General features: G+C 65.8%; 20 protein-coding genes and 1 tRNA gene. 13 read left to right on the plus strand and 8 right to left on the minus strand.

Going from position 1 to position 18,924, the window contains the following annotated elements; translation table 11 throughout:
- Positions 1 to 62 precede the first annotated feature (62 nt).
- The 6 genes from mtgA to A9D12_RS01865 all read left to right on the plus strand — a co-directional run bounded on the left by mtgA (position 63) and on the right by A9D12_RS01865 (position 4,593).
- Entirely contained in the window at positions 63 to 734 is a 672-nt protein-coding gene (gene mtgA / locus A9D12_RS01840) for a monofunctional biosynthetic peptidoglycan transglycosylase (RefSeq protein ID WP_068349253.1), read from the plus strand.
- A gap of 7 nt (positions 735 to 741) precedes the next feature.
- Positions 742 to 1,704: a cation diffusion facilitator family transporter gene (locus tag A9D12_RS01845; RefSeq protein WP_082925331.1), complete on the plus strand. Its 963-nt coding sequence runs from the start codon at positions 742 to 744 to the stop codon at positions 1,702 to 1,704.
- Positions 1,704 to 2,291: a sigma-70 family RNA polymerase sigma factor gene (locus A9D12_RS01850; protein ID WP_068349259.1), complete on the plus strand. Its 588-nt coding sequence runs from the start codon at positions 1,704 to 1,706 to the stop codon at positions 2,289 to 2,291. The genes A9D12_RS01845 and A9D12_RS01850 overlap by 1 nt, the downstream gene beginning before the upstream one ends.
- Positions 2,288 to 3,073 carry an anti-sigma factor gene (locus A9D12_RS01855; RefSeq protein WP_068349262.1) on the plus strand — a complete coding sequence of 262 codons (786 nt, stop codon included), beginning with the start codon at positions 2,288 to 2,290 and terminating at the stop codon, positions 3,071 to 3,073. The genes A9D12_RS01850 and A9D12_RS01855 overlap by 4 nt, the downstream gene beginning before the upstream one ends.
- Before the next feature lie 207 nt (positions 3,074 to 3,280).
- Positions 3,281 to 3,799, plus strand: a complete 519-nt coding sequence (locus A9D12_RS01860) for a fasciclin domain-containing protein (RefSeq protein ID WP_068353409.1) — start codon at positions 3,281 to 3,283, stop codon at positions 3,797 to 3,799.
- A gap of 236 nt (positions 3,800 to 4,035) precedes the next feature.
- Entirely contained in the window at positions 4,036 to 4,593 is a 558-nt protein-coding gene (locus A9D12_RS01865; RefSeq protein WP_068349265.1) for a fasciclin domain-containing protein, read from the plus strand.
- A 144-nt stretch (positions 4,594 to 4,737) separates the two neighbouring features.
- Here the strand turns inward: A9D12_RS01865 and clpX are convergent, their stop codons facing one another.
- Both clpX and A9D12_RS01875 read right to left on the minus strand, forming a co-directional pair.
- Positions 4,738 to 6,003 (minus strand): ATP-dependent Clp protease ATP-binding subunit ClpX, encoded by a 1,266-nt coding sequence (gene clpX / locus A9D12_RS01870; protein ID WP_068349268.1) that lies wholly within the window; start codon positions 6,001 to 6,003, stop codon positions 4,738 to 4,740.
- A gap of 197 nt (positions 6,004 to 6,200) precedes the next feature.
- Entirely contained in the window at positions 6,201 to 6,905 is a 705-nt protein-coding gene (locus tag A9D12_RS01875; protein WP_068349271.1) for an ATP-dependent Clp protease proteolytic subunit, read from the minus strand.
- A 151-nt stretch (positions 6,906 to 7,056) separates the two neighbouring features.
- On the opposite strand from A9D12_RS01875, the gene A9D12_RS01880 reads away from it, so the two are divergent.
- Positions 7,057 to 8,640: an amidase gene (locus A9D12_RS01880; RefSeq protein ID WP_082925333.1), complete on the plus strand. Its 1,584-nt coding sequence runs from the start codon at positions 7,057 to 7,059 to the stop codon at positions 8,638 to 8,640.
- 20 nt (positions 8,641 to 8,660) lie between these two features.
- Here the strand turns inward: A9D12_RS01880 and tig are convergent, their stop codons facing one another.
- Together tig and A9D12_RS01890 are read right to left on the minus strand one after the other, a co-directional pair.
- The gene (gene tig, locus A9D12_RS01885; RefSeq protein WP_068349274.1) at positions 8,661 to 10,256 is read right to left on the minus strand and encodes a trigger factor; all 1,596 of its coding nucleotides are present in this window, start codon (positions 10,254 to 10,256) and stop codon (positions 8,661 to 8,663) included.
- A 63-nt stretch (positions 10,257 to 10,319) separates the two neighbouring features.
- Positions 10,320 to 10,404, minus strand: a tRNA-Leu gene (locus A9D12_RS01890).
- Positions 10,405 to 10,540: 136 nt separating this feature from the next.
- Between A9D12_RS01890 and A9D12_RS01895 the strand changes: the two genes are divergently transcribed.
- From A9D12_RS01895 to A9D12_RS01910, 4 genes are all read left to right on the plus strand, one after another.
- Positions 10,541 to 10,882, plus strand: coding sequence for a DUF3297 family protein (locus A9D12_RS01895; RefSeq protein ID WP_068349277.1), 342 nt, complete (start codon positions 10,541 to 10,543; stop codon positions 10,880 to 10,882).
- Between the two features lie 79 nt (positions 10,883 to 10,961).
- Positions 10,962 to 12,374, plus strand: a complete 1,413-nt coding sequence (gene der, locus A9D12_RS01900) for a ribosome biogenesis GTPase Der (RefSeq protein WP_068349279.1) — start codon at positions 10,962 to 10,964, stop codon at positions 12,372 to 12,374.
- Between the two features lie 8 nt (positions 12,375 to 12,382).
- Positions 12,383 to 12,961, plus strand: coding sequence for a hypothetical protein (locus A9D12_RS01905; protein ID WP_156522767.1), 579 nt, complete (start codon positions 12,383 to 12,385; stop codon positions 12,959 to 12,961).
- Entirely contained in the window at positions 12,961 to 13,458 is a 498-nt protein-coding gene (locus A9D12_RS01910) for a DUF2721 domain-containing protein (protein ID WP_068349283.1), read from the plus strand. Before A9D12_RS01905 ends, A9D12_RS01910 begins: the two co-directional genes overlap by 1 nt.
- A gap of 103 nt (positions 13,459 to 13,561) precedes the next feature.
- Here the strand turns inward: A9D12_RS01910 and bfr are convergent, their stop codons facing one another.
- From bfr to A9D12_RS01930, 4 genes are all read right to left on the minus strand, one after another.
- Positions 13,562 to 14,044, minus strand: a complete 483-nt coding sequence (bfr, locus tag A9D12_RS01915) for a bacterioferritin (protein WP_068353415.1) — start codon at positions 14,042 to 14,044, stop codon at positions 13,562 to 13,564.
- A 141-nt stretch (positions 14,045 to 14,185) separates the two neighbouring features.
- Positions 14,186 to 14,386, minus strand: coding sequence for a (2Fe-2S)-binding protein (locus tag A9D12_RS01920; protein WP_068349286.1), 201 nt, complete (start codon positions 14,384 to 14,386; stop codon positions 14,186 to 14,188).
- Between the two features lie 365 nt (positions 14,387 to 14,751).
- Complete coding sequence (locus A9D12_RS01925; protein ID WP_068349288.1) at positions 14,752 to 16,035, minus strand: DUF418 domain-containing protein; 1,284 nt, start codon at positions 16,033 to 16,035, stop codon at positions 14,752 to 14,754.
- Positions 16,036 to 16,120: 85 nt separating this feature from the next.
- Positions 16,121 to 17,125 carry an SPOR domain-containing protein gene (locus A9D12_RS01930; protein WP_156522768.1) on the minus strand — a complete coding sequence of 335 codons (1,005 nt, stop codon included), beginning with the start codon at positions 17,123 to 17,125 and terminating at the stop codon, positions 16,121 to 16,123.
- A gap of 289 nt (positions 17,126 to 17,414) precedes the next feature.
- Here A9D12_RS01930 and A9D12_RS01935 point away from each other — a divergent pair, with 289 nt between their 5' ends.
- Together A9D12_RS01935 and A9D12_RS14815 are read left to right on the plus strand one after the other, a co-directional pair.
- Positions 17,415 to 18,137 (plus strand): ParA family protein, encoded by a 723-nt coding sequence (locus tag A9D12_RS01935; protein WP_068349290.1) that lies wholly within the window; start codon positions 17,415 to 17,417, stop codon positions 18,135 to 18,137.
- Between the two features lie 23 nt (positions 18,138 to 18,160).
- Positions 18,161 to 18,922, plus strand: a complete 762-nt coding sequence (locus A9D12_RS14815; protein ID WP_068349293.1) for a type II toxin-antitoxin system HicB family antitoxin — start codon at positions 18,161 to 18,163, stop codon at positions 18,920 to 18,922.
- Positions 18,923 to 18,924: the final 2 nt, after the last annotated feature.

Genomic DNA, 18,924 nt, shown 5'->3' on the forward strand with positions numbered 1-18,924 from the left:
CCCTGCACGCGTGCAAGCGCCGATGCTTCCCACGTCCCCGAGCTTGCGCTAGAGCCGCCCGCATGCTGCGCACTATCTTCCGCTATGCCTTCAAGGCGTTTGCCGGTTTCGTCGTGCTGACGGTGGTGTTGGTGGGGGTCTACAAATTCGTCCCCGTGCCCGTCAGCGCAACGATGCTGATGGACGAAAACGGCATCACCAAGGATTGGGAAAGCCTCGACAATATCGACCGTAATCTGGTGAGCGCGGTGATCGCAGCAGAGGATTCAGGCTTCTGCACGCACAGCGGCTTCGATGCCGCAGCGATCGAGCAGGCGATGCGCCGCAACATGGAAGGCGGGCGCATCCGCGGCGGATCGACGATCAGCCAGCAGACCGCCAAGAACGTGTTCCTGTGGCAGAACGGCGGCTATTTCCGCAAAGGGCTGGAAGCCTGGTTCACCTTCTGGATCGAGCTCGTCTGGGGCAAGCGGCGGATCATGGAAGTTTACCTAAACGTCGCAGAGACCGGGATCGGCACCTACGGCGCCGAAGCCGGGGCGCAGCGCTATTTCGGGCATTCCGCCGCGCGGCTTTCCGCCGACGAGGCGGGCCGGATGGCCGCCGCCCTGCCCAGCCCCAAGAAACGCTCGGTCAAGAACCCCGGCGGGTGGCTGGCGCGCCACGGCAACCGGATCGAACGGCGCATCGGCATCGTCAGGCGTGACGGGCTCGATGCTTGCGTCTACAACTGATCGCGCAATGGCCCACGCGCACGTTCATAACCATCATCACGGGCATGATCATGCGCATGGGCATGGGCATCACGGCCACAGCCACGCCCCTGCCGATTTCGGCCGCGCCTTCCTGATCGGGATTATCCTCAACACCGGCTTCGTGGCGGTCGAAGCGGGCGCGGGGCTGATCTACGGGTCGATGGCATTGATCGCGGACGCCGGGCACAACCTGTCGGATGTGCTCGCGCTGGCGCTGGCGTGGATCGCCAGTATCGCGGCCAAGCGCCCGCCGCAGGGCCGCTTCACCTATGGCTACAAGAGCTCGACCATCCTTGCCGCGCTCGCCAACGCGCTGCTGCTGGCAGTCGCGATCGGGGCAATCCTGTTCGAGACGCTGCACCGGATCATGAACCCGGTCGAACCGCAGGGGATGGCGATGATCGCGGTCGCCGGCGTCGGGATCGCGGTCAACGGGTTTACCGCAATGCTGTTCGTGCGCGGGCAGAAGGACATCAATATCCGCGGCGCCTATCTCCATATGGTCGCCGATGCGCTGGTTTCGCTCGGTGTGGTGGCGGCGGGGCTGTTGATCCTGCTCACCGGCCTTGCGTGGATCGACGCCGCGGTGACGCTGCTGATCCTCGCGGTGATCGGGTGGAGCACCTGGGGCCTTGCGCGCGATTCGGTGGCGATGGGGCTGAACGCCGCGCCGCAGGGGATCGATCTTGCCGATGTGAAGCGCCATCTTGCGGGTTTCGACGGGGTAAGCGCAGTGCACGATCTCCACGTCTGGCCGATGTCCACCACCGAAGTCGCGCTGACCGCACACCTAGTGATGCCGGGCCGCCCGGCGACCGACCGCTTCCTGCGCGATCTTGCCGCCAGTCTGGAAAACCGCTTCGGCGTTCACCATGCCACGCTCCAGATCGAAAGCGGCGATGATCCTTGCGCGCACCCCTGCGGCGATCCGTTCGGGGCGCCCTGCTGATGGCCGCGCGCCCCAGCCCTGCCTCCGATCATGCACGCGCGGCGTTGCAGGAGGCGATGGCGCGGCTGGCGGCGGGCGACCAATCCGCGCTCGAAGAGGTGTACCGTGCGACGCGGGTGAAGCTTTACGGCATCACCTTGCGTATCTTGGGCGACCCTAAGGAAGCCGAGGACGCCTTGCAGGACGTCTATGTCAATTTGTGGCAGCGGGCCGACCGCTATGATCCGACCCGCGCGAGCCCGATCGCGTGGCTGGCGGCGTTCGCGCGCAATCGCGCGATCGACCGGCTGCGCACAGGCAAGGTGCGTCAGGGCGCCGTCCCGGTCGAGGAAGCCGCCCCGCTGGCCGATGAAAACCCGCTGGCCGATATGCTGCTGGTCGATGCCGAACAGACCGCGCAAATCCACAAGTGCCTTGGCGCATTGGACGCGCGCACGCAGGGCCACATCCGCGCCGCCTTTTTCGAAGGCTATACCTATGCGCAGCTCGCCGAGAATGCCGACGTGCCGCTGGGCACGATGAAAAGCTGGATCCGCCGCGGCCTGCAACGCCTGCGCGCGTGTCTCGAAGCGAGCGAAGCGGCATGAGCGGGCCCGACGAAAACACCCCCGAAGTGACGCGCGACGATCCGATGATCGCGGCCGAATGGGCGCTGGGCCTCCTCGAAGGCGAGGAACTGCTCGCCGCGCGCGGCAAGTATGCGACCGATCCCGATTTTGCCTGGCGCAAGGAATGGTGGGATGACTGGTTCGCCCCGCTGTCCGATGCGATCCCCGGTGCCGAGCCGGGCGACCACGTATGGGACGGGATCGCCGCGCGCGTGGCGGCGGCGCAGACCGACGCTCGGCCGGCAGTGCCGCTCGCAGCCGCTCCGGCCGACAGCGCCGCGCTCGAAGCCCGCGTGCGGCGCTGGCAATGGGTGGCCGGGCTGTCGTCGTTGGCAGCGGCAGTCGTGCTGGCGCTGTTTGCGTTCGGCCCGCCGCGCACGCCCGGTAACGCGCCAACGCAGATCGCCGCCGCCACCAACGATGCGCCGATGGTCGCGACGGTGCCGATCGGGCAGGACGGGCTCAGGCTCGACGTCACCTATATTCCGCAGAGCGAGCGCATGGTCGTGGCGGCCATCGGGCTTGCCGCCGACGGGGTGCACGATCACGAATTGTGGCTGGTGCCGGCCGATGGCTCGCCGGTGCAATCGCTCGGCGTGATCGAGCCGGGCGCGGTGCGCAGCGTGGTGCTGCCCGCAAACATCACCGCCAAGCTGGGCGATGGCGCGGGCCTTGCGCTGACGCGCGAGCCGCTTGGCGGCAAGCCCGAAGGCGTCGATGCCGGCCCGGTGGTGGCCAAGGGTGCATTTTCCCGCGTTTAGAACGATTTGCGTCAACTCGCCGCGAATTTAATGCAGTCTGACCAAATTGGTCAGCCCTGATTCATCCATTCGCCCCGCTGCTGCGTAGCTCTCTCACATGGTCGGGAATTGGTTCGACCAGAGGAGAACATCATGCCTACTCCCAAGACTTTCGCGATGGCCGCATTTCTCGGATCATCGGCTTTGCTGGCTGCCTGCACCACCACCATGACCGACGATGCCGACACCGCAGCGGTCACCGCCGCGGTGCCGATGGTGGGCGGCGCTGCCATGTATCCCACGAAGAACATCGTCGAGAACGCGGTGAATTCGGCCGATCACACCACGCTGGTCGCCGCGGTCAAGGCTGCAGGTCTGGTCGATGCGCTGTCGGGCCCCGGCCCCTTCACCGTCTTCGCGCCGACCAATGCCGCCTTTGCCAAGCTGCCTGCGGGCACCGTGGAAACGCTGGTGAAGCCTGAAAACAAGGCGACGCTGACCTCGATTCTTACCTACCACGTCGTGCCGGGCCGCGTATCCGCTGCACAGGTGATCCAGATGATCAACGCAGGTGGAGGCAAGGCGCAGCTCAAGACGCTGAACGGCGGCATTCTGACGGCAAGCCTCGTCGGCGGAAAGGTCGTGCTGACCGACGCCAAGGGCGGCAAGGCCACCGTAACGCAGGCCGACGTGTTCCAGTCGAACGGCGTGATCCACGTTACGGACACCGTTTCGCTCCCCGGATAACGCAATCTCCGAGTTGGCGCTGCCCGCGCGATCTCCCTTCCCCACCTGCCAGGGCAGCGCCCGTTCCGACCCCGTCCGGCCCACATCCAGGGCCGGGCGGGGTTTTGCATTTTCGGGCAAATAATTGCATTGTTTCATATATCTATTTGGCATCCGGCACAGGATTTCTGCCGTAGCTTCGGGGCAAGCGGGAGGGCTTGCAGACCTGCAACCCAAAGCAAAAGGAGATTTCTGCCATGACCCTCAAGACCACGCTCGCCGCCGCTGCCGCCGGGGCGCTTGCCCTGACCGCTGGCCTCGCCGCCCTCCCCGCCGCCGCGCACCAGCACGGCCATCACGCAAGATCGGCGCCGACGATCGTCGATGTCGCTGCCAGCACGGGCATCCACACGACACTGGTTGCCGCAGTGAAGGCCGCGGGCCTTGTCGACACGCTGTCGGGCCCCGGCCCCTTCACGGTCTTTGCGCCGACCGACACCGCCTTTGCCAAGCTGCCCGATGGCACCGTGGCGACCCTCGTGAAGCCCGCCAACAAGCCCGCCCTCACCAAGATCCTCACCTACCACGCGGTCGCAGGCAAGGTGACGCGCGCCGATCTGGTTGCGTTGATCGGCCAGCATCGCGGCGCTGCCACGATCACCACCATCGCCGGAGAAAAACTCACCGCGCGGCTTTCGGGCGACAAGATCGTGATCACCGACGAACAGGGCCGCGCGACCGCGGTGACCAAAGCCGACGTGAACACATCCAACGGCGTGATCCACGTGACCGACGGCGTGTTCCTGCCCGCCTGATCGGCTTTTCAGCCGGGGCTGCTCCGGTCCGATTTCCTATCCCGAAAGCATGGGCAGCGCCCAGAACGCATTTGCCGCCGGAACCCTATGCGGGCCCGGCGGCAAACAGCATTGGTTGGCAAAGGGAAAGCGGCTGGCGGAAGCTTACGCCGCCTCTTCCTTCTTCTTTTCGGTGCCGATCACGCGGATCGGTTCCTTCTTGCCCGCGACCACATCGGCGTCGATCACGATTTCGGTAACGCCTTCCATGTCGGGCAGGTCGAACATCGTGTCGAGCAGCAGTCCTTCGACGATCGAGCGAAGCCCGCGCGCACCGGTCTTGCGCTTGATCGCACGCTCGGCAATCGCCTGCAGCGCATCGGGGGTGAAGGTGAGTTCGACATCCTCAAGCTCGAACAGCTTGCGATACTGCTTCACCAGCGCGTTCTTGGGCTCGTTGAGGATCGTCACCAGCGCGGGCACATCAAGATCGTGCAGCGTGGCGATCACCGGCAAACGGCCGACGAATTCAGGAATCAGACCGAACTTGAGCAGATCCTCAGGCTCGCTCTTTTCGAGCAATTCGCCCACGCGGCGCTTGTCCGGATCGGCGACATGCGCGCCAAAGCCGATCGAACGCTTCTGCAGGCGGTCGGCGATGATCTTGTCGAGGCCGGCAAAAGCGCCGCCGCAGATGAACAGGATGTTGGTCGTGTCGACCTGCAGGAATTCCTGCTGCGGATGCTTGCGCCCGCCCTGCGGCGGAACGCTCGCGGTGGTGCCTTCCATCAGCTTCAGGAGCGCCTGCTGCACGCCCTCACCCGACACGTCGCGCGTGATCGAGGGGTTTTCGGCCTTGCGCGTGATCTTGTCGATCTCGTCGATATAGACGATCCCGTGCTGCGCCTTCTCGACATTGTAGTCCGACGCCTGGAGCAGCTTCAGGATGATGTTCTCGACATCCTCGCCCACGTAGCCCGCTTCGGTCAGCGTGGTGGCATCGGCCATCGTGAAGGGCACATCGAAGGTGCGCGCCAGCGTCTGCGCGAGCAGCGTCTTGCCCGAGCCGGTGGGGCCGACGAGCAGGATGTTCGATTTCGCCAGCTCGACATCGCCGGCTTTGCCCGAGTGCTTCAACCGCTTGTAGTGGTTGTGCACCGCGACCGCGAGCACGCGCTTGGCGCGGTCCTGACCGATCACATAATCGTTGAGCTGGGTGAAGATGTCGAGCGGCGTGGGAATTTCGCCGTCCTTCTTGCCCGCGATCCCGGCCTTGGTTTCCTCGCGGATGATGTCGTTGCACAGCTCGACGCATTCATCGCAGATGAACACGGTGGGGCCGGCGATAAGCTTGCGCACTTCGTGCTGCGACTTCCCGCAGAAGCTGCAGTAGAGGGTGCTCTTGCTGTCGGATCCGCTCAATTTGGTCATTCCTGTGTCCTCGAATCCGGCCCGGCATCTGGCGATCGGTGCGTGGCGGATACGTCAAGTGTATAGCGCGCCGTCCATGAATCAACTCATGGCGCGCGGATTCGTTATGTTACTATGGCACCGCGGTGGCCGAAGTGGCACAAAGGACAGGCCACCCTGCCCGCCGCCCGCCCCGGCGCATCCGCTGCGGCGCAGCCTTACGCCGGTGCGCCGCCGGTGCCGTCTTCGCTGCTTGCTTCCTCGTTTTCGGGACGGGTCTCGAACACCTTGTCGACCAGACCGAAAGCACGCGCTTCCTCGGCTTCGAGGAAGGTATCGCGGTCCATCGCCTTTTCGATTTCATCGAGCGTGCGGCCGGTGAACTTCACGTAAAGGTCGTTCATGCGGGCACGGATGCGCAGGATCTCGCGCGCCTGGATTTCGATGTCCGACGCCATCCCGCGCGCGCCGCCCGAAGGCTGGTGCACCATGATCCGCGCATTGGGCAGCGCGATCCGCATCCCCGGCTCGCCCGCGGCCAGCAGGAAGCTGCCCATCGAGGCGGCCTGCCCGATGCACACGGTCGACACGCGCGGCTTGATATATTGCATAGTGTCGAAAATCGCGAGACCCGCAGTCACCACCCCGCCGGGCGAGTTGATGTACATGCTGATCGGCTTGGAGGGGTTCTCGCTTTCGAGGAACAAGAGCTGCGCCACGATCAGCGAGGCCATGTTGTCCTCGACCTGCCCGTTCACGAACACGATGCGTTCGCGCAGCAGGCGGCTGAAGATGTCGAAGCTGCGCTCACCGCGGCTGGTCTGCTCGACCACCACGGGAACCAGCGCGCCGGTGATGGGATCGCGGGTGAATTGCCCCTGCGTGCCGTAAGTGTCGCCAGCGTTGCCGAACAGATCGATCATGGATGCCCTGGTCCTTTGTAGGTTTCGAGTTGGCTATGTCGGAGGCATGGGGGCAATTTCAAGGGCGTTTACCCTCTTGGTGTGAATTGCCTGCGGATGGGATGCGTTTTCCTGCTTGAGCGGTAACGGACCTCAGCGCACATTCCCCGGTATGACCACCTATCGCCTCGCCCGACCGGCGCTCGCCCTGCTGCTTGCCACCACCGCCGTCCCTGCTCTGGCAGAGCAGCAGCGCGGCGATCCGGATACGCCTGTCGTCCGGCTGGAGGTGCCGAAGGCGGTTCTGCCTCCGGGTGTGGAAAAGCTGGGTCCGGCTAGCGGCACCGCCGAAGCGACGATGGTCGGGCAGGTCTACCGCGTCCAGCGGCTCGACGACGGGCCGCAGGGGATCAATGCGGTGATCGCGCTCGCTCCCGACATCACTGCACAGGTGCGCGCTGCGCAGCGCCTGCCGCTTGGCGGACGCACGGTTCTGGTCAAGGACAACGTCGAAACCCGCGAGCTTCCCACCACCGCAGGCAGCCTTGCGCTGGCGGAGAATGCCACGCGCCGCGATGCGCCGCTGATCGCCAATCTGCGGCGCGCGGGCGGCGTGGTGATGGGCAAGACCAACCTTTCCGAATGGGCCAATATCCGTTCGAACAATTCGACCAGCGGGTGGAGCGCGGTGGGCGGGCTGACCCGCAACCCCTATGCCACCGATCGCAATGCCTGCGGATCGTCCTCGGGCACCGGGGCAGCGATCGCGGCGGGCTTTGCATGGGGCGGGATCGGAACCGAGACCAACGGCTCGATCACCTGCCCCGCCAGTATCAACGGTCTTGTTGGGTTCAAGCCCAGCGTCGGGATCGTCAGCCGCAGCCACGTGGTGCCGATATCGAGCACGCAGGACACCGCCGGGCCGATGACCCGCACGGTGGCCGATGCCGCGCTGCTGCTCACCGCGATCGCGGGCGCGGACCCGGGCGATCCGGTGACGCTGGAGGCCACGCGCGTTGCCGATTACACCGCCGGGATCGACAGCGCATCATTGGCGGGCGTGCGGATCGGGGTGATGCGCGGCGCGGTGGGCGAACGCGCGGACGTGAAGGCCCTGTTCGAAGCCGCGCTCGCCGATCTGACCCGCGCGGGCGCGGTGCTGGTCGATGTCGCTTACGAACCGCCGGGTGAATTGTGGCAGGCGGCGCTGCCGGTGCTGCTCTACGAACTGCGGGTGGAGATGGACAAATATCTGTCCACCCGCCCCGTCGCCGGCGGCCCGCGCAGCCTTGCCGATGTCGTCGCCTTCAACAAGGGACACGCCGCCGAAGAAATGCGCTGGTTCAATCAGGATCTGTTCGAACAAGCCCTGGCCACCACCGATGCCGATGCCTATGCCAAGAACCTTGCGACCCTGCGCCGCCTGACCCGCGCCGAGGGGATCGACAAGCTGCTCACCGAAAACAATGTCGCCTTCCTCGTCGCCCCTACGCAGGGGCCTGCGTGGAGCACCGATCTGGTCAACGGCGACAATTTCAACGGGCGCATCGGCGCAGGCTATCTCGCCGCGATCGCAGGCTACCCGCACATCACCGTGCCGATGGGCGGCGTCGAAGGCCTGCCGGTCGGCTTCAGCATCATGGGCGGCCAGTGGCAGGACCATGCGGTGCTGAAAGCGGGCGCCGCATACGAAAAGGCGCGGACAGCCACACTGCCCGCGCCCACATTCGCACCCTGGCGGCCGGCGGCGGAATAATCCCCCGCCAGCAGCAGTGATTACTTCTTGGCCGGAGCCTTCTTGGCGGCCGGCTTCTTGGCGGGCTTGGCCTCACCTTCGTCGGCAGCCGGATCGGCCTTCTTCGCCGCAGCCTTCTTGGCAGGCTTGGCTTCGGCCTCGCCCTCTGCCGCAGCGGCTTCGGTCTTCTTCTTAGCCGGGGCCTTCTTGGCGGGCTTTTCTTCCGCAGCCGCATCGTCGGCCTTGGTTTCGGCCTTGGCCTTCTTCTTGGCCGGGGCCTTCTTCGGCGCAGGCGCGGCTTCGGCGCCTTCTTCGGCTTCGATCGCGGCCTGGAGTTCTTCCATGGTCACTTCACGCTCGGTAACCTCGGCCTTGTCGAACAGGAAGTCGACGACCTTGTCCTCGTAAAGCGGGGCGCGCAGCTGGGCGGCGGCCATCGGTTCCGACTGGATGTACTGCACGAAACGCTCACGGTCCTCGGCGCGATATTGCATCGCGGCCTGCTGGACGAGCATGCCCATCTCCTGCTGCGTCACTTCGACGCCGTTGGCCTGGCCGATTTCCGACAGCAGCAGGCCCAGACGCACGCGGCGTTCGGCGATCGAACGGTATTCGTCCTTCTCGTCCTCGATCTGCTTCAGCGCATCTTCGGGGTTCTCGTCGTTCGCGGCTTCCTGCTGGAGCTGCGCCCAGATCTGGCCGAATTCGGCTTCGACCATGGTGCCGGGAACTTCGAAGCTGTGACCGGCAGCCAGCTGGTCGAGCAGCGCGCGCTTCATCTGCGTGCGGGTCAGGCCGGCGGTCTGCTGTTCGAGCTGCGCCTTCATGATTTCGCGCAGCTTGTCGATCCCGTCGAGGCCGAGGCTCTTGGCGAAATCGTCGTCGAGCGATGTTTCGGTTTCGGTCTTCACGGCCTTCACCGTAATGTCGAAGGTCGCGTCCTTGCCCGCGAGGTGCGCGGCCTGGTATTCGGCCGGGAAGGTGACGGTGATGGTCTTTTCCTCACCCGCCTTGACGCCGACCAGCTGGTCTTCGAAGCCGGGGATGAAGGTGCCCGAACCGAGCACCAGCGCCGCATCTTCGGCCTTGCCGCCGTCGAATTCGACACCGTCGAGCTTGCCGACGAAATCGATGATCAGCTGGTCACCATCTGCGGCGGCCTTGCCTTCGTCGGCGTCCTTGTAGCTCTTGTTCTGCGAAGCGATGTTGCCAAGCGCTTCGTCGATCTGCTCGTCGGTCACCGGAACCACCAGACGCTCAAGCTTGAGGCCATCGGTGCTCGGCGCTTCGATCGCCGGCAGCACTTCGAGCGCGACGGTGATTTCGGCGTCCTTGCCTTCGGCGTAATCGTCGTTGAGGCCGATTTCGGGCTGCATCGCGGGGCGCAAGCCTTCATCGCGCAGCAGCGCGTCGACCGATTCGCGGATCGTGTCGTTGACGACCTGACCATGCAGCGATTCGCCGTGCATCTTCTTGACGAGATTGGCGGGCACCTTGCCGGGGCGGAAGCCGGGCATCCGGACTTGCGGGGCCACCTTCTTGATCTCGGCATCGATCTTCGCCGAAAGCTCGGCGGCCAGGATCGTGATGGTATAGGCGCGCTTGAGCCCTTCGTTGACGGTCTGCTTGGTCTGCATGGTGACTGGTCTGAAGCCTTCTTGCAAAAAAATCGAATGGGCCGGGCTGGTCCGGGGCGAAAGTGGTGCGGGCGAAGGGACTCGAACCCCCACATCTTGCGATGCCAGAACCTAAATCTGGTGCGTCTACCAATTTCGCCACGCCCGCATGCCCGAACGAAGCCGCGCGGGATAACCGACTAGGCACCCCGCGCGTATCAGCCGGTGCCCTTATCCCCGTCGCGCCCAAAGGGCAAGCGCAACACGCTTGAAGCGTTCCGGATTGGCGGATAAGGGCGCGTCCCATGACCGAAGAAACCCCCGAAATCGCCCCTGACGCCGCGCCCGAGACCGGCGCCACCCCCGCCGCGGGCAACGCCGCCGACGTGCCGCCCGATCACCTTTCGGTCAATCCGAAGAGCCCGTTCTTCGATGGCGAAAAGCTGCAGCGCGGCGTCGGCATCCGCTTCCGTGACCGCGTGCGCACCGATGTCGAGGAATATTCGATCTCCGAAGGCTGGGTGCGCGTGCAGGCGGGCAAGGCGGTCGATCGCAAGGGCCAGCCGCTGACGCTGAAGCTGACCGGCACCGTCGAAGCCTGGTACGAAGACCTCGGCGACGACGCACCGATCGCGCGCAAGGGCTGAGGCGGCGCGCGCCGCCCGCGCGGCGCGCCAAACCCGTCAAACTTGCCATTTGGGCCATTTGGGCGCAGTTGGCGCGGCTATGTCCCTCCCCAAAAAACCCGAAGTCGTCATCATCGGCCGCCCCAACGTGGGCAAGTCCACGCTGTTCAACCGGCTGGTGGGCAAGAAGCTCGCGCTGGTCGACGATCAGCCCGGGGTCACCCGCGACCGCCGGATGGGCGATGCGGTGATCGCCGGCCTCCACTTCACCATCGTCGACACCGCCGGGTGGGAGGACGAGAACGAACTGTCGCTCCCCGGCCGGATGCGCAAGCAGACCGAGGCCAGCCTTGCCGGCGCGGATGCCGCGATCTTCGTGGTCGATGCGCGCGCGGGGCTTACCCCGCTCGACGAGGAAATCGCCCGCTACCTGCGCGAACAGGAAGTCCCCGTGGTGGTCGTCGCCAACAAGGCCGAAGGCAATGCGGCCGAAGCCGGCGTGATGGAAGCCTATGCGCTGGGCCTTGGCGAACCGCTCGCGGTCTCGGCCGAGCACGGCGTCGGCGTCGCCGATCTGTTCGGCGGCCTGTGGCCGATCATCGGCGCCAAGGCCGAGGAATGGGAAGAAGCCCATGATGCCGAGCGCGCCGAATGGCGCGAGATGGACGAGGAGGATCGCCCGTCCGGCCCGTTGAAGCTCGCGATCGTCGGCCGCCCCAATGCGGGCAAGTCGACGCTGATCAACCGCCTCTTGGGCGAAGACCGGCTTCTGACCGGGCCGGAAGCCGGGATCACCCGCGACTCGATCGCGATCGACTGGGAATGGACCGACCCCAAATCGGGCGAGACCCGCGAGATCCGCCTGATCGACACCGCAGGGATGCGCAAGAAGAAGAACGTCACCGAAAAGCTCGAAAAGCTCTCGGTCGCCGATGCGCGCCGCGCGGTCGATTTTGCGGAAGTCGTGGTGCTGCTGCTCGATGCGACGCAGGGCCTCGAACATCAGGATCTCAAGATCGCCAGCCTCGTGCTGGAAGAAGGCCGCGCGCTGATGATCGCGATCAACAAGTGGGACGTGGCCGAGGACGCGAGCAAGCTGTTCAACGGCATCCGCGCCGCGCTCGACGATGGGCTGGCGCAGGTGCGCGGCCTGCCGCTGTTCGCGGTGTCGGCCAAGACCGGCAAGGGTCTGGACCAGATGCTGGCCGGCGCGTTCGAGCTGCGCGATGCGTGGTCGAAGCGCGTCGGCACCGCGGCGCTTAATCGCTGGTTCGACGATGCGATGGAAGCCAACCCCCCGCCGGCACCCGGCGGCAAGCGGATCAAGCTGCGCTACATCACGCAGGCCGGCACGCGTCCGCCGCGCTTCGTGATCTTCGGCACGCGGCTGGACGAATTGCCCAAGAGCTACGAACGCTATCTGGTCAACTCCATCCGCGCCAAGCTGGGTTTCGACGCGGTGCCCGTGCGGGTAACGCTGAAGGCCAACAAGAACCCCTTCGCCAAGGATTGACGGTGGTGGTGGAAAGCCGCGACCTATTTGCCGCTGCCTGCCTTGTGTTCGGCATCGCCATGGTCATGCTCAAGCTGCACTACGGACCAGGGGCGCGGCAGCGCAAGGCGGTAACATCGCCCACAATCGGCAGAGGATGGATCGTTGTCAGCGGGCTGACGGCGGCGCAGGTCGAAGCCATCCTTGCCGATTTTGCGAAGCTCTACGATCTGCCCGCGGCGACCTTTGCAGTGAAAGGTGCGGGCGCGGTGGTGCAAGTTAGCTGGACGCGCCCGATCACCACCGACATCGCGCTGTTTCTGGTCAATTTCCTCACCTATCCTGCCGATCAGACCCTGCCTGACGCGCAGCCGCTTGCCGTGGGTGTGATCCCGGTGCCCGCCGGTATTGCCCCCGATGGCGTGGCCGCTGATACGCTGGCCAAGATATTCGTTCCCGAAGGCGATACCGAACATGATCTGGTTCACGCCCTCGTCGAGGATGGCCGCGCGTTCCGCATCAGTTTCACGCGGATGAAATGGCAATCCGTCACTCGGCCCCAGACACCCGCCTTCGCCGCGCGGGTCGCTTTCGCACTGGAGGGATAATGCTGCTCGATCTGCTCGCCTCGGCCAATGACGGCCGCTTGCCGCTCGCGCTCGAAATCGTCGAGCGCACTGCCTCGACCCCGCGGGTGCAGCAGGTGGTGCAACTGAGCCTTGCGCCCGCGTTCCTGCTCTCCGGGATCGGCGCGATCATGAACGTGATCATGAGCCGGATGATCTGGATCGCCAAGCGGGTCGAGACGATCGAGGAAAAGCTCGAGGAACAGCGCAGCGTGCGGCAGGTGCGCGAACACGGCTGGCTGATGCGCCGCCGCCGGCTGATGCAGGGCGCGATCATGTTCTCGACCGCATCGGCGGTGATGATCAGCGCGGTGATCATGCTGTTGTTCGTCTCGGCCTATATCACCGCGCAGATCGGCACGGTGATCGCCTTCATGTGGGTGCTGACGATGGCGCTGCTGGTGACGGGCCTCGGCTTCTTCCTGTTCGAAACCCGGCTTGCCGCGATCGGCGCGCAAGAGAAGGACAAGCGCGAGTAGCGCCCTTGCTCGCCTGATCGTCCGGGCGTCGATGCGGATACGAAAAAGGGGCAGGCGCCGCGATGGCCCTGCCCCTTTTTTGTGCAATACTTGCGGGCGGCCCCTAGCCGTCGCCGGCGGGCGCGCTTTGCAGCTGGCAATAATTGTGCAGGCCCATCCGCTCGATCATCTCGAACTGGGTTTCGAGGAAGTCGACATGCTCCTCCTCGTTCTTGAGGATGTAGTCGAACAGGTCGCGGCTGACATAGTCGCGCACGCTTTCCGAATACTGGATCGCCTCGCGCAGCAGCGGGATCGCCTCTTCCTCGAGCGCGAGATCGGCGCGCAGGATCTCCTCAACCGTCTCGCCCACCTTCAGCCGGTGGATCGCCTGGAAATTGGGCAGGCCATCGAGGAACAGGATGCGTTCGGCCAGCTTGTCGGCGTGCTCCATTTCCTCAATCGATTCGTGGCGCTCGTACTTGGCGAGCTTGGTGATGCCCCAGTGGTCGAGCACGCGGTAATGCAGCCAGTACTGGTTGATCGCGGTCAGCTCGTTGGTGAGGCACTGGTTGAGATAGTCGATGACCTTGGGGTCGCCCTTCATGGGTCCAAATCCTTCATGTGATGCACGGGTGCCGGTTGCGGCATTGGCGCGCATTGTAACCGCCCGTGCGGCCAGTCCGCAAGGGCGATGAAGGAAATATCTTTGCGAATCAATCGCTTGCGAGCGGTTCGCAATCGCGGGTCAGGCGGCTTCTACTGCGAAGAAATCGCAAGCCATCGCGGCGCGTTCGGCATCGAGAATTTCCTGCGCATCATCAAGGCACTGGCCGCAATTGGGCCGCTTGCCGAGGCAGGCATAGGCCGCGGTGGCATCGCCGGTGCAGATCCGCGCAGCTTTGCGCAACTCATTCTCACGGATGGCATTGCAGATGCAGATGTACATGAGGGCGCGAATCTTTCCTGCGAAGCGTTTGCAGGAGCGAATATATGCGACTTATTCGCAGTAACAACTCTTTTTTGCGAACCCGCCTTGCGCGGGTTCGTCCTCCCGACTGTTCCTTCGCTGCGCTCCGGGCCAGTGTGGGCGCGCGGTTGCGCTTGTGGCCCGGCCTGCGGCGGGCCGGGCCAGCGCTCGATGATGAACACTGTGTCTGGCGATGATCGGCGGGCGCAGCCTCGCCGCAAGGCCGAACGGCCGCCCGCAGCGCCTTAGGCGCGAGGATTTCGCATCGCGAAGGCGATGCGGATCTCAAACACGTGGATGTCGCGCGCCGGATGGCGTGCCAAGAGAAAAAACGCTCTTCCCCCTTACTTCCTCAGGGGGAAGAGCGTGCGATAGGTCAGGCAGCGCCACAGCCACTCGAGCGGGCCGTAGCGGTAGCGGTCGAGCCAGGGCTTGCTCCATGCCAGCATCGCGATGCAGGTCAGCACCACCACGATGTAGAGCTGCGGGCGGTTCAATTCGCCGAACAGGCCCAGCCCCCAGCCGTGGAACACCACCATCATCACCACCGAAGTGCCGAGATAGTTGGTGAACGCCGCGCGGCCCGCGGCGCGCACGCGCTCGCCCAGCCAGCCGGTGGCGGCAGGGGCGTAGGCCACCAGCAGCGCGGCCATCCCCAGCACCATCGCGAGGCGCGGCAGCGGGGACCAGCCCATGAAGGCGGCCAGTGTGCCGTAGAAGGTAAAGCCCCCCGCCCTGACCGCCAGCCCGATCGCGAGGTGCATCGCCGCCCCCGCGATCACCCCGATCCAGCCCCAACGCACCAGCCCCGCGCGGCCATACGCGCCCGAGAAGAACCCCATCCGGTAAAGCGCCGCCCCGATCAGCATCAACGGGATCGTCTCCAGCGCAAAAAACAGCGCGTTGGTGAAGGGCTCGGCCCATTGTTCGGTCACGCGGTGCGCGACAAGTGCGGCGTAGTCGCCTGCTGCGATCGCCTTGTTGGGAACATCGCCGTGCGCAATCGCGGCATCGATTCCCGCAATCATGTCGGCGCGGGTGTCCGCCATCGCGGGCGAATCGCCGAAGTCCGTATCGACCACCGCCCAGGGAAAACTCATCGACATGGCGTAGAACACTGCGCCCAGCAGATAGCCGAGGATCCCCGCCCGCAGCAGCGCCTTCGCGCTCCATTTCAGGCAGACGAGCACCACGAGGCCAAACAACCCGTAATAGAACAGGATGTCGCCGGGCCAGACAAACAGGAAATGGATCATCCCGAAGCCCATCAGCAGCGCCAGCCGCCAGGCCTGCAGCCAACGCGTCGCGCCGCGCGCCCAGGCCTTGTCCATGAACAAGACCATGCCGGCGCCGAACAACAGCGTGAATAGCCCGCGCATCTTGCCGTCGATCGCGACGAATTGCGCGATCCACAGCCACCCGCCCGGATCGCCCGGATCGGTCAGGAAGGCGGTGGGATACATATAGGCTTCGAACGGCTGGCCGAAGGCGACGATGTTCGCCGCCAGAATGCCCATCACCGCGATCCCGCGGATGAAATCGAGCGTGTCGATCCGCTGCGCGCTGGCCACCGGGGCAACGCGGTCTGCGGCGGCGGCCGCGGCTTGCGGCAAAATGGTGTCGGTCATGGCTGATCCCCCGGCCCTGTGATGAGGCCGGTGTAGCAGCGCAGACGGGTTTGAAAAGCGCGGTGCGTGCGAAGGCGCGCGGCGGTCAGCCCTGCCCTGCGACCACGCAGGCCTTGCCCTCGCGCTTGAGACTGGAACAGGCGCGCGCGGCCTCGGCCTCGCTGGCAAAACCGGTGGCGAGCAGACGGGTCAGGCCCCCTGCCGGCAGCAGCGTCTTGCGCGTGCCCTTGAGCGCGGAGTGGCGGCCAAGCTCGTTCCACATCCGCTCGGCATTGGCGGGGACGCCGAAGGCACCAAGCTGGACGCGCCACTTGCCGGTGCGCGCCGCCGGCGCGGGCGCGGGCGCGGGCGCCGGTGCAGGCCGCGCCGCAGCCACGACCGGGGCCGCGGGCTTTGGAGCGGGCGGCTTTGGCGCGGGCGCGGTGGTCGTCGCAGCCGGCTGCGTGCCCAGATCGACTGCGGCAAGCTGCGCGGCGCGCTGCGCCTTGGTGCCGGCCTCGATCTCGCGCGCGAGCGATTGGGCCTGCGCGCGCTGGGTGGCGGGGACATACTTGTCCATCTGCGCCAGCGCCTCGGCCGCCTGCGGCAAGCCCTCGGAATTGGCGAGCGTCATCAGCGCATAGGCGCGCACCCAGTCGCGCGGGGCGTAATCGGCGTTGAAGTGCGAAAGGCCCAGCACATATTGCGCGCGCGGATCCCCGCGATCGGCCGCGGCCCGGATCATCGGCATCGCGCGCGCCTGTTCGCCTTCCTGAAACAGCATCAGCCCGTAATTGTCCGCCGCCTTGACATGGCCAAGGCTCGCCGCGCGTTCATAGAGCGTGCGCGCGCGGACATTATCGGCCTCGACCCCGCGCCCCAGCCGGTAGGCCTGCGCCAGATTGAACAATGCATCGGCATCGCCTGCCGCGGCGGGGCCCTGCCATTCGGTCACCGCGCGGGTGTAGTCGCCCGCGGTCCAGGCATCGACACCGTCCTTCACATCGGCGCGCACCGGCGCGGCCGCCAGCATCGCCAGCACCACCGCGCCCATCACCGCAGGCGGCATCATGGCTACGCGGGTCGCCCGGAAGATCGTCGTGTCGGCCATTGTCTGCCTTGCCTCGTGCAAAAGGGGGAAGAAGGAGGGATGAATTGCTGCGCCCGGATATAGCGGCAACACGGTTAGCAAATGGTTGCCGCGCCCCCTGCGGTGCCCCGCCGGCACCTGCGCGCGTGGGCCGCACGCGCCGCCATGCCCCCGTTTTTCCGAAGCTTGCGCAAGCCGTGGGCTTTTAACCGTAAATTAGGGGTATCCTGCGATTCCCGTTGGCATCCAGCCGTTTCCGGGCGCTGCAATAGGGCAGCCTCATGCGGTTCAATTCAGGGGGACCCAAGCGTTGCGTGTACTCGCTTTGGCATCGCAGAAAGGTGGTTCGGGCAAAACCACCTTGTCCGGACATCTCGCCGTCCAGGCCCAGCGCGCAGGCGCCGGCCCGGTCGTGCTTATCGACATCGACCCGCAAGGCTCGCTCGCCGACTGGTGGAACGAACGCGAGGCGGAATATCCCGCCTTTGCGCAGACCACCGTCGCCCGCCTTGCCAATGATCTGGCGGTGCTGCGCCAGCAGGGCTTCAAGCTGGCTGTGATCGACACCCCGCCCGCGATCACGATGGCGATCCAGTCGGTGATTTCGGTCGCCGAACTGATCGTCGTGCCGACCCGGCCCTCCCCGCACGATCTGCGCGCCGTGGGCGCGACGGTCGACCTGTGCGAACGCGCTGGCAAGCCGCTGGTGTTCGTGGTCAACGCCGCCACCCCCAAGGCCAAGATCACCTCCGAAGCCGCGGTCGCGCTCTCGCAGCACGGCACGGTTGCGCCGATCACGCTGCACCACCGCACCGATTTTGCCGCTTCGATGATCGACGGGCGCACGGTGATGGAGGTCGACCCCGAAAGCCGCTCGGCTGCCGAAATCAGCGCGCTGTGGCGCTATGTCGCCGACCGGCTCGAAAAGAATTTCCGCCGCACGATCTTTGCCCCGGCCAGCGCCGGCGCACCCCAGCACATCGGCGGTGTGCAGCGTCCCGCCGGCGGCTTCGGTCGCCGGGTCGCCCAGTAAACCCTCGCAGGAAGGCCGCGGCCATGTCGGAATCGGGTTTTGCCTCTCTTGGCCCCTCGCTGCTGGCGCGCAAAGGCGGTGCCAAGCCCGCGATGCGGCCGCAGGTCGCGCCGCTCGTAGCGGGCGAACTGCCCGTCGCGGACGAGGCGCTTGAGGATCTCGGCTGGAACGACATGGGCGACAGCGGCGACGAGGACGCGCGCGAATCGGGCGCCGACATCGTGCCGATCAGCGCCGATATCGCCGCGGGCGGATTTGCCGCCGAAGACAGCCCGATCGTGCGCCGCCAGCAACGCCGGCTCGAAGAACGCGTGCTGGCCGATGCGGTGATGACCCCCGATGACGACGAGCGCGAGGCTCACGCCTGGGAAGCCGGCGAGGATGACGGCGAGGAAAGCGGTTACGAAGACGATTACGCCCCCGATTACGCGAATGCCGCCGGGGAAGAGTCCGAAGACGAGAGCCGCTATGCCGATGCGGCGAGCTTTGCCGCGCCGGCATTCGCCCCTGCCCGCGGAGCCCGCCCGGCCAAGATCCCCGCGATCGCGCTGCCTTCCGAACCTGCCGCCGTGCGCGCGCCATCGGCACATCGCACTCCCGCAATCCAGGCCGGACGCCGCGCCGCCTTTACGCTGCGGCTCGATGCCGACCGCCATCTCAAGCTGCGGCTCGCCGCGACGATGCAGGGGATCAGCGCGCAGGCGCTGGTGACCGAGGCGCTCGACCGCCTGCTTGCCGAATATGACGATCTCGACGTGATCGCCGCCCACCTCAAGCGCCACTGAAC

The organism is Erythrobacter neustonensis (assembly GCF_001663175.1).
Classification (GTDB): domain Bacteria; phylum Pseudomonadota; class Alphaproteobacteria; order Sphingomonadales; family Sphingomonadaceae; genus Erythrobacter; species Erythrobacter neustonensis.

Bases quoted from the DNA above. Each gene is read 5' to 3' on its own strand.
- A9D12_RS01875 (WP_068349271.1), bottom strand. From the start codon at position 6,905: ATGATCGATCTGTTCGGCAACGCTGGCGACACTTACGGCACGCAGGGG.
- A9D12_RS01925 (WP_068349288.1), bottom strand. From the start codon at position 16,035: ATGACCGACACCATTTTGCCGCAAGCCGCGGCCGCCGCCGCAGACCGC.
- A9D12_RS01855 (WP_068349262.1), top strand. From the start codon at position 2,288: ATGAGCGGGCCCGACGAAAACACCCCCGAAGTGACGCGCGACGATCCG.
- der (WP_068349279.1), top strand. From the start codon at position 10,962: ATGTCCCTCCCCAAAAAACCCGAAGTCGTCATCATCGGCCGCCCCAAC.
- A9D12_RS01845 (WP_082925331.1), top strand. From the start codon at position 742: ATGGCCCACGCGCACGTTCATAACCATCATCACGGGCATGATCATGCG.
- A9D12_RS01930 (WP_156522768.1), bottom strand. From the start codon at position 17,125: ATGGCCGACACGACGATCTTCCGGGCGACCCGCGTAGCCATGATGCCG.
- mtgA (WP_068349253.1), top strand. From the start codon at position 63: ATGCTGCGCACTATCTTCCGCTATGCCTTCAAGGCGTTTGCCGGTTTC.
- A9D12_RS01865 (WP_068349265.1), top strand. From the start codon at position 4,036: ATGACCCTCAAGACCACGCTCGCCGCCGCTGCCGCCGGGGCGCTTGCC.
- tig (WP_068349274.1), bottom strand. From the start codon at position 10,256: ATGCAGACCAAGCAGACCGTCAACGAAGGGCTCAAGCGCGCCTATACC.
- A9D12_RS01910 (WP_068349283.1), top strand. From the start codon at position 12,961: ATGCTGCTCGATCTGCTCGCCTCGGCCAATGACGGCCGCTTGCCGCTC.
- A9D12_RS01880 (WP_082925333.1), top strand. From the start codon at position 7,057: ATGACCACCTATCGCCTCGCCCGACCGGCGCTCGCCCTGCTGCTTGCC.
- A9D12_RS01895 (WP_068349277.1), top strand. From the start codon at position 10,541: ATGACCGAAGAAACCCCCGAAATCGCCCCTGACGCCGCGCCCGAGACC.
- A9D12_RS14815 (WP_068349293.1), top strand. From the start codon at position 18,161: ATGTCGGAATCGGGTTTTGCCTCTCTTGGCCCCTCGCTGCTGGCGCGC.
- A9D12_RS01920 (WP_068349286.1), bottom strand. From the start codon at position 14,386: ATGTACATCTGCATCTGCAATGCCATCCGTGAGAATGAGTTGCGCAAA.
- A9D12_RS01860 (WP_068353409.1), top strand. From the start codon at position 3,281: ATGACCGACGATGCCGACACCGCAGCGGTCACCGCCGCGGTGCCGATG.
- clpX (WP_068349268.1), bottom strand. From the start codon at position 6,003: ATGACCAAATTGAGCGGATCCGACAGCAAGAGCACCCTCTACTGCAGC.
- bfr (WP_068353415.1), bottom strand. From the start codon at position 14,044: ATGAAGGGCGACCCCAAGGTCATCGACTATCTCAACCAGTGCCTCACC.
- A9D12_RS01850 (WP_068349259.1), top strand. From the start codon at position 1,704: ATGGCCGCGCGCCCCAGCCCTGCCTCCGATCATGCACGCGCGGCGTTG.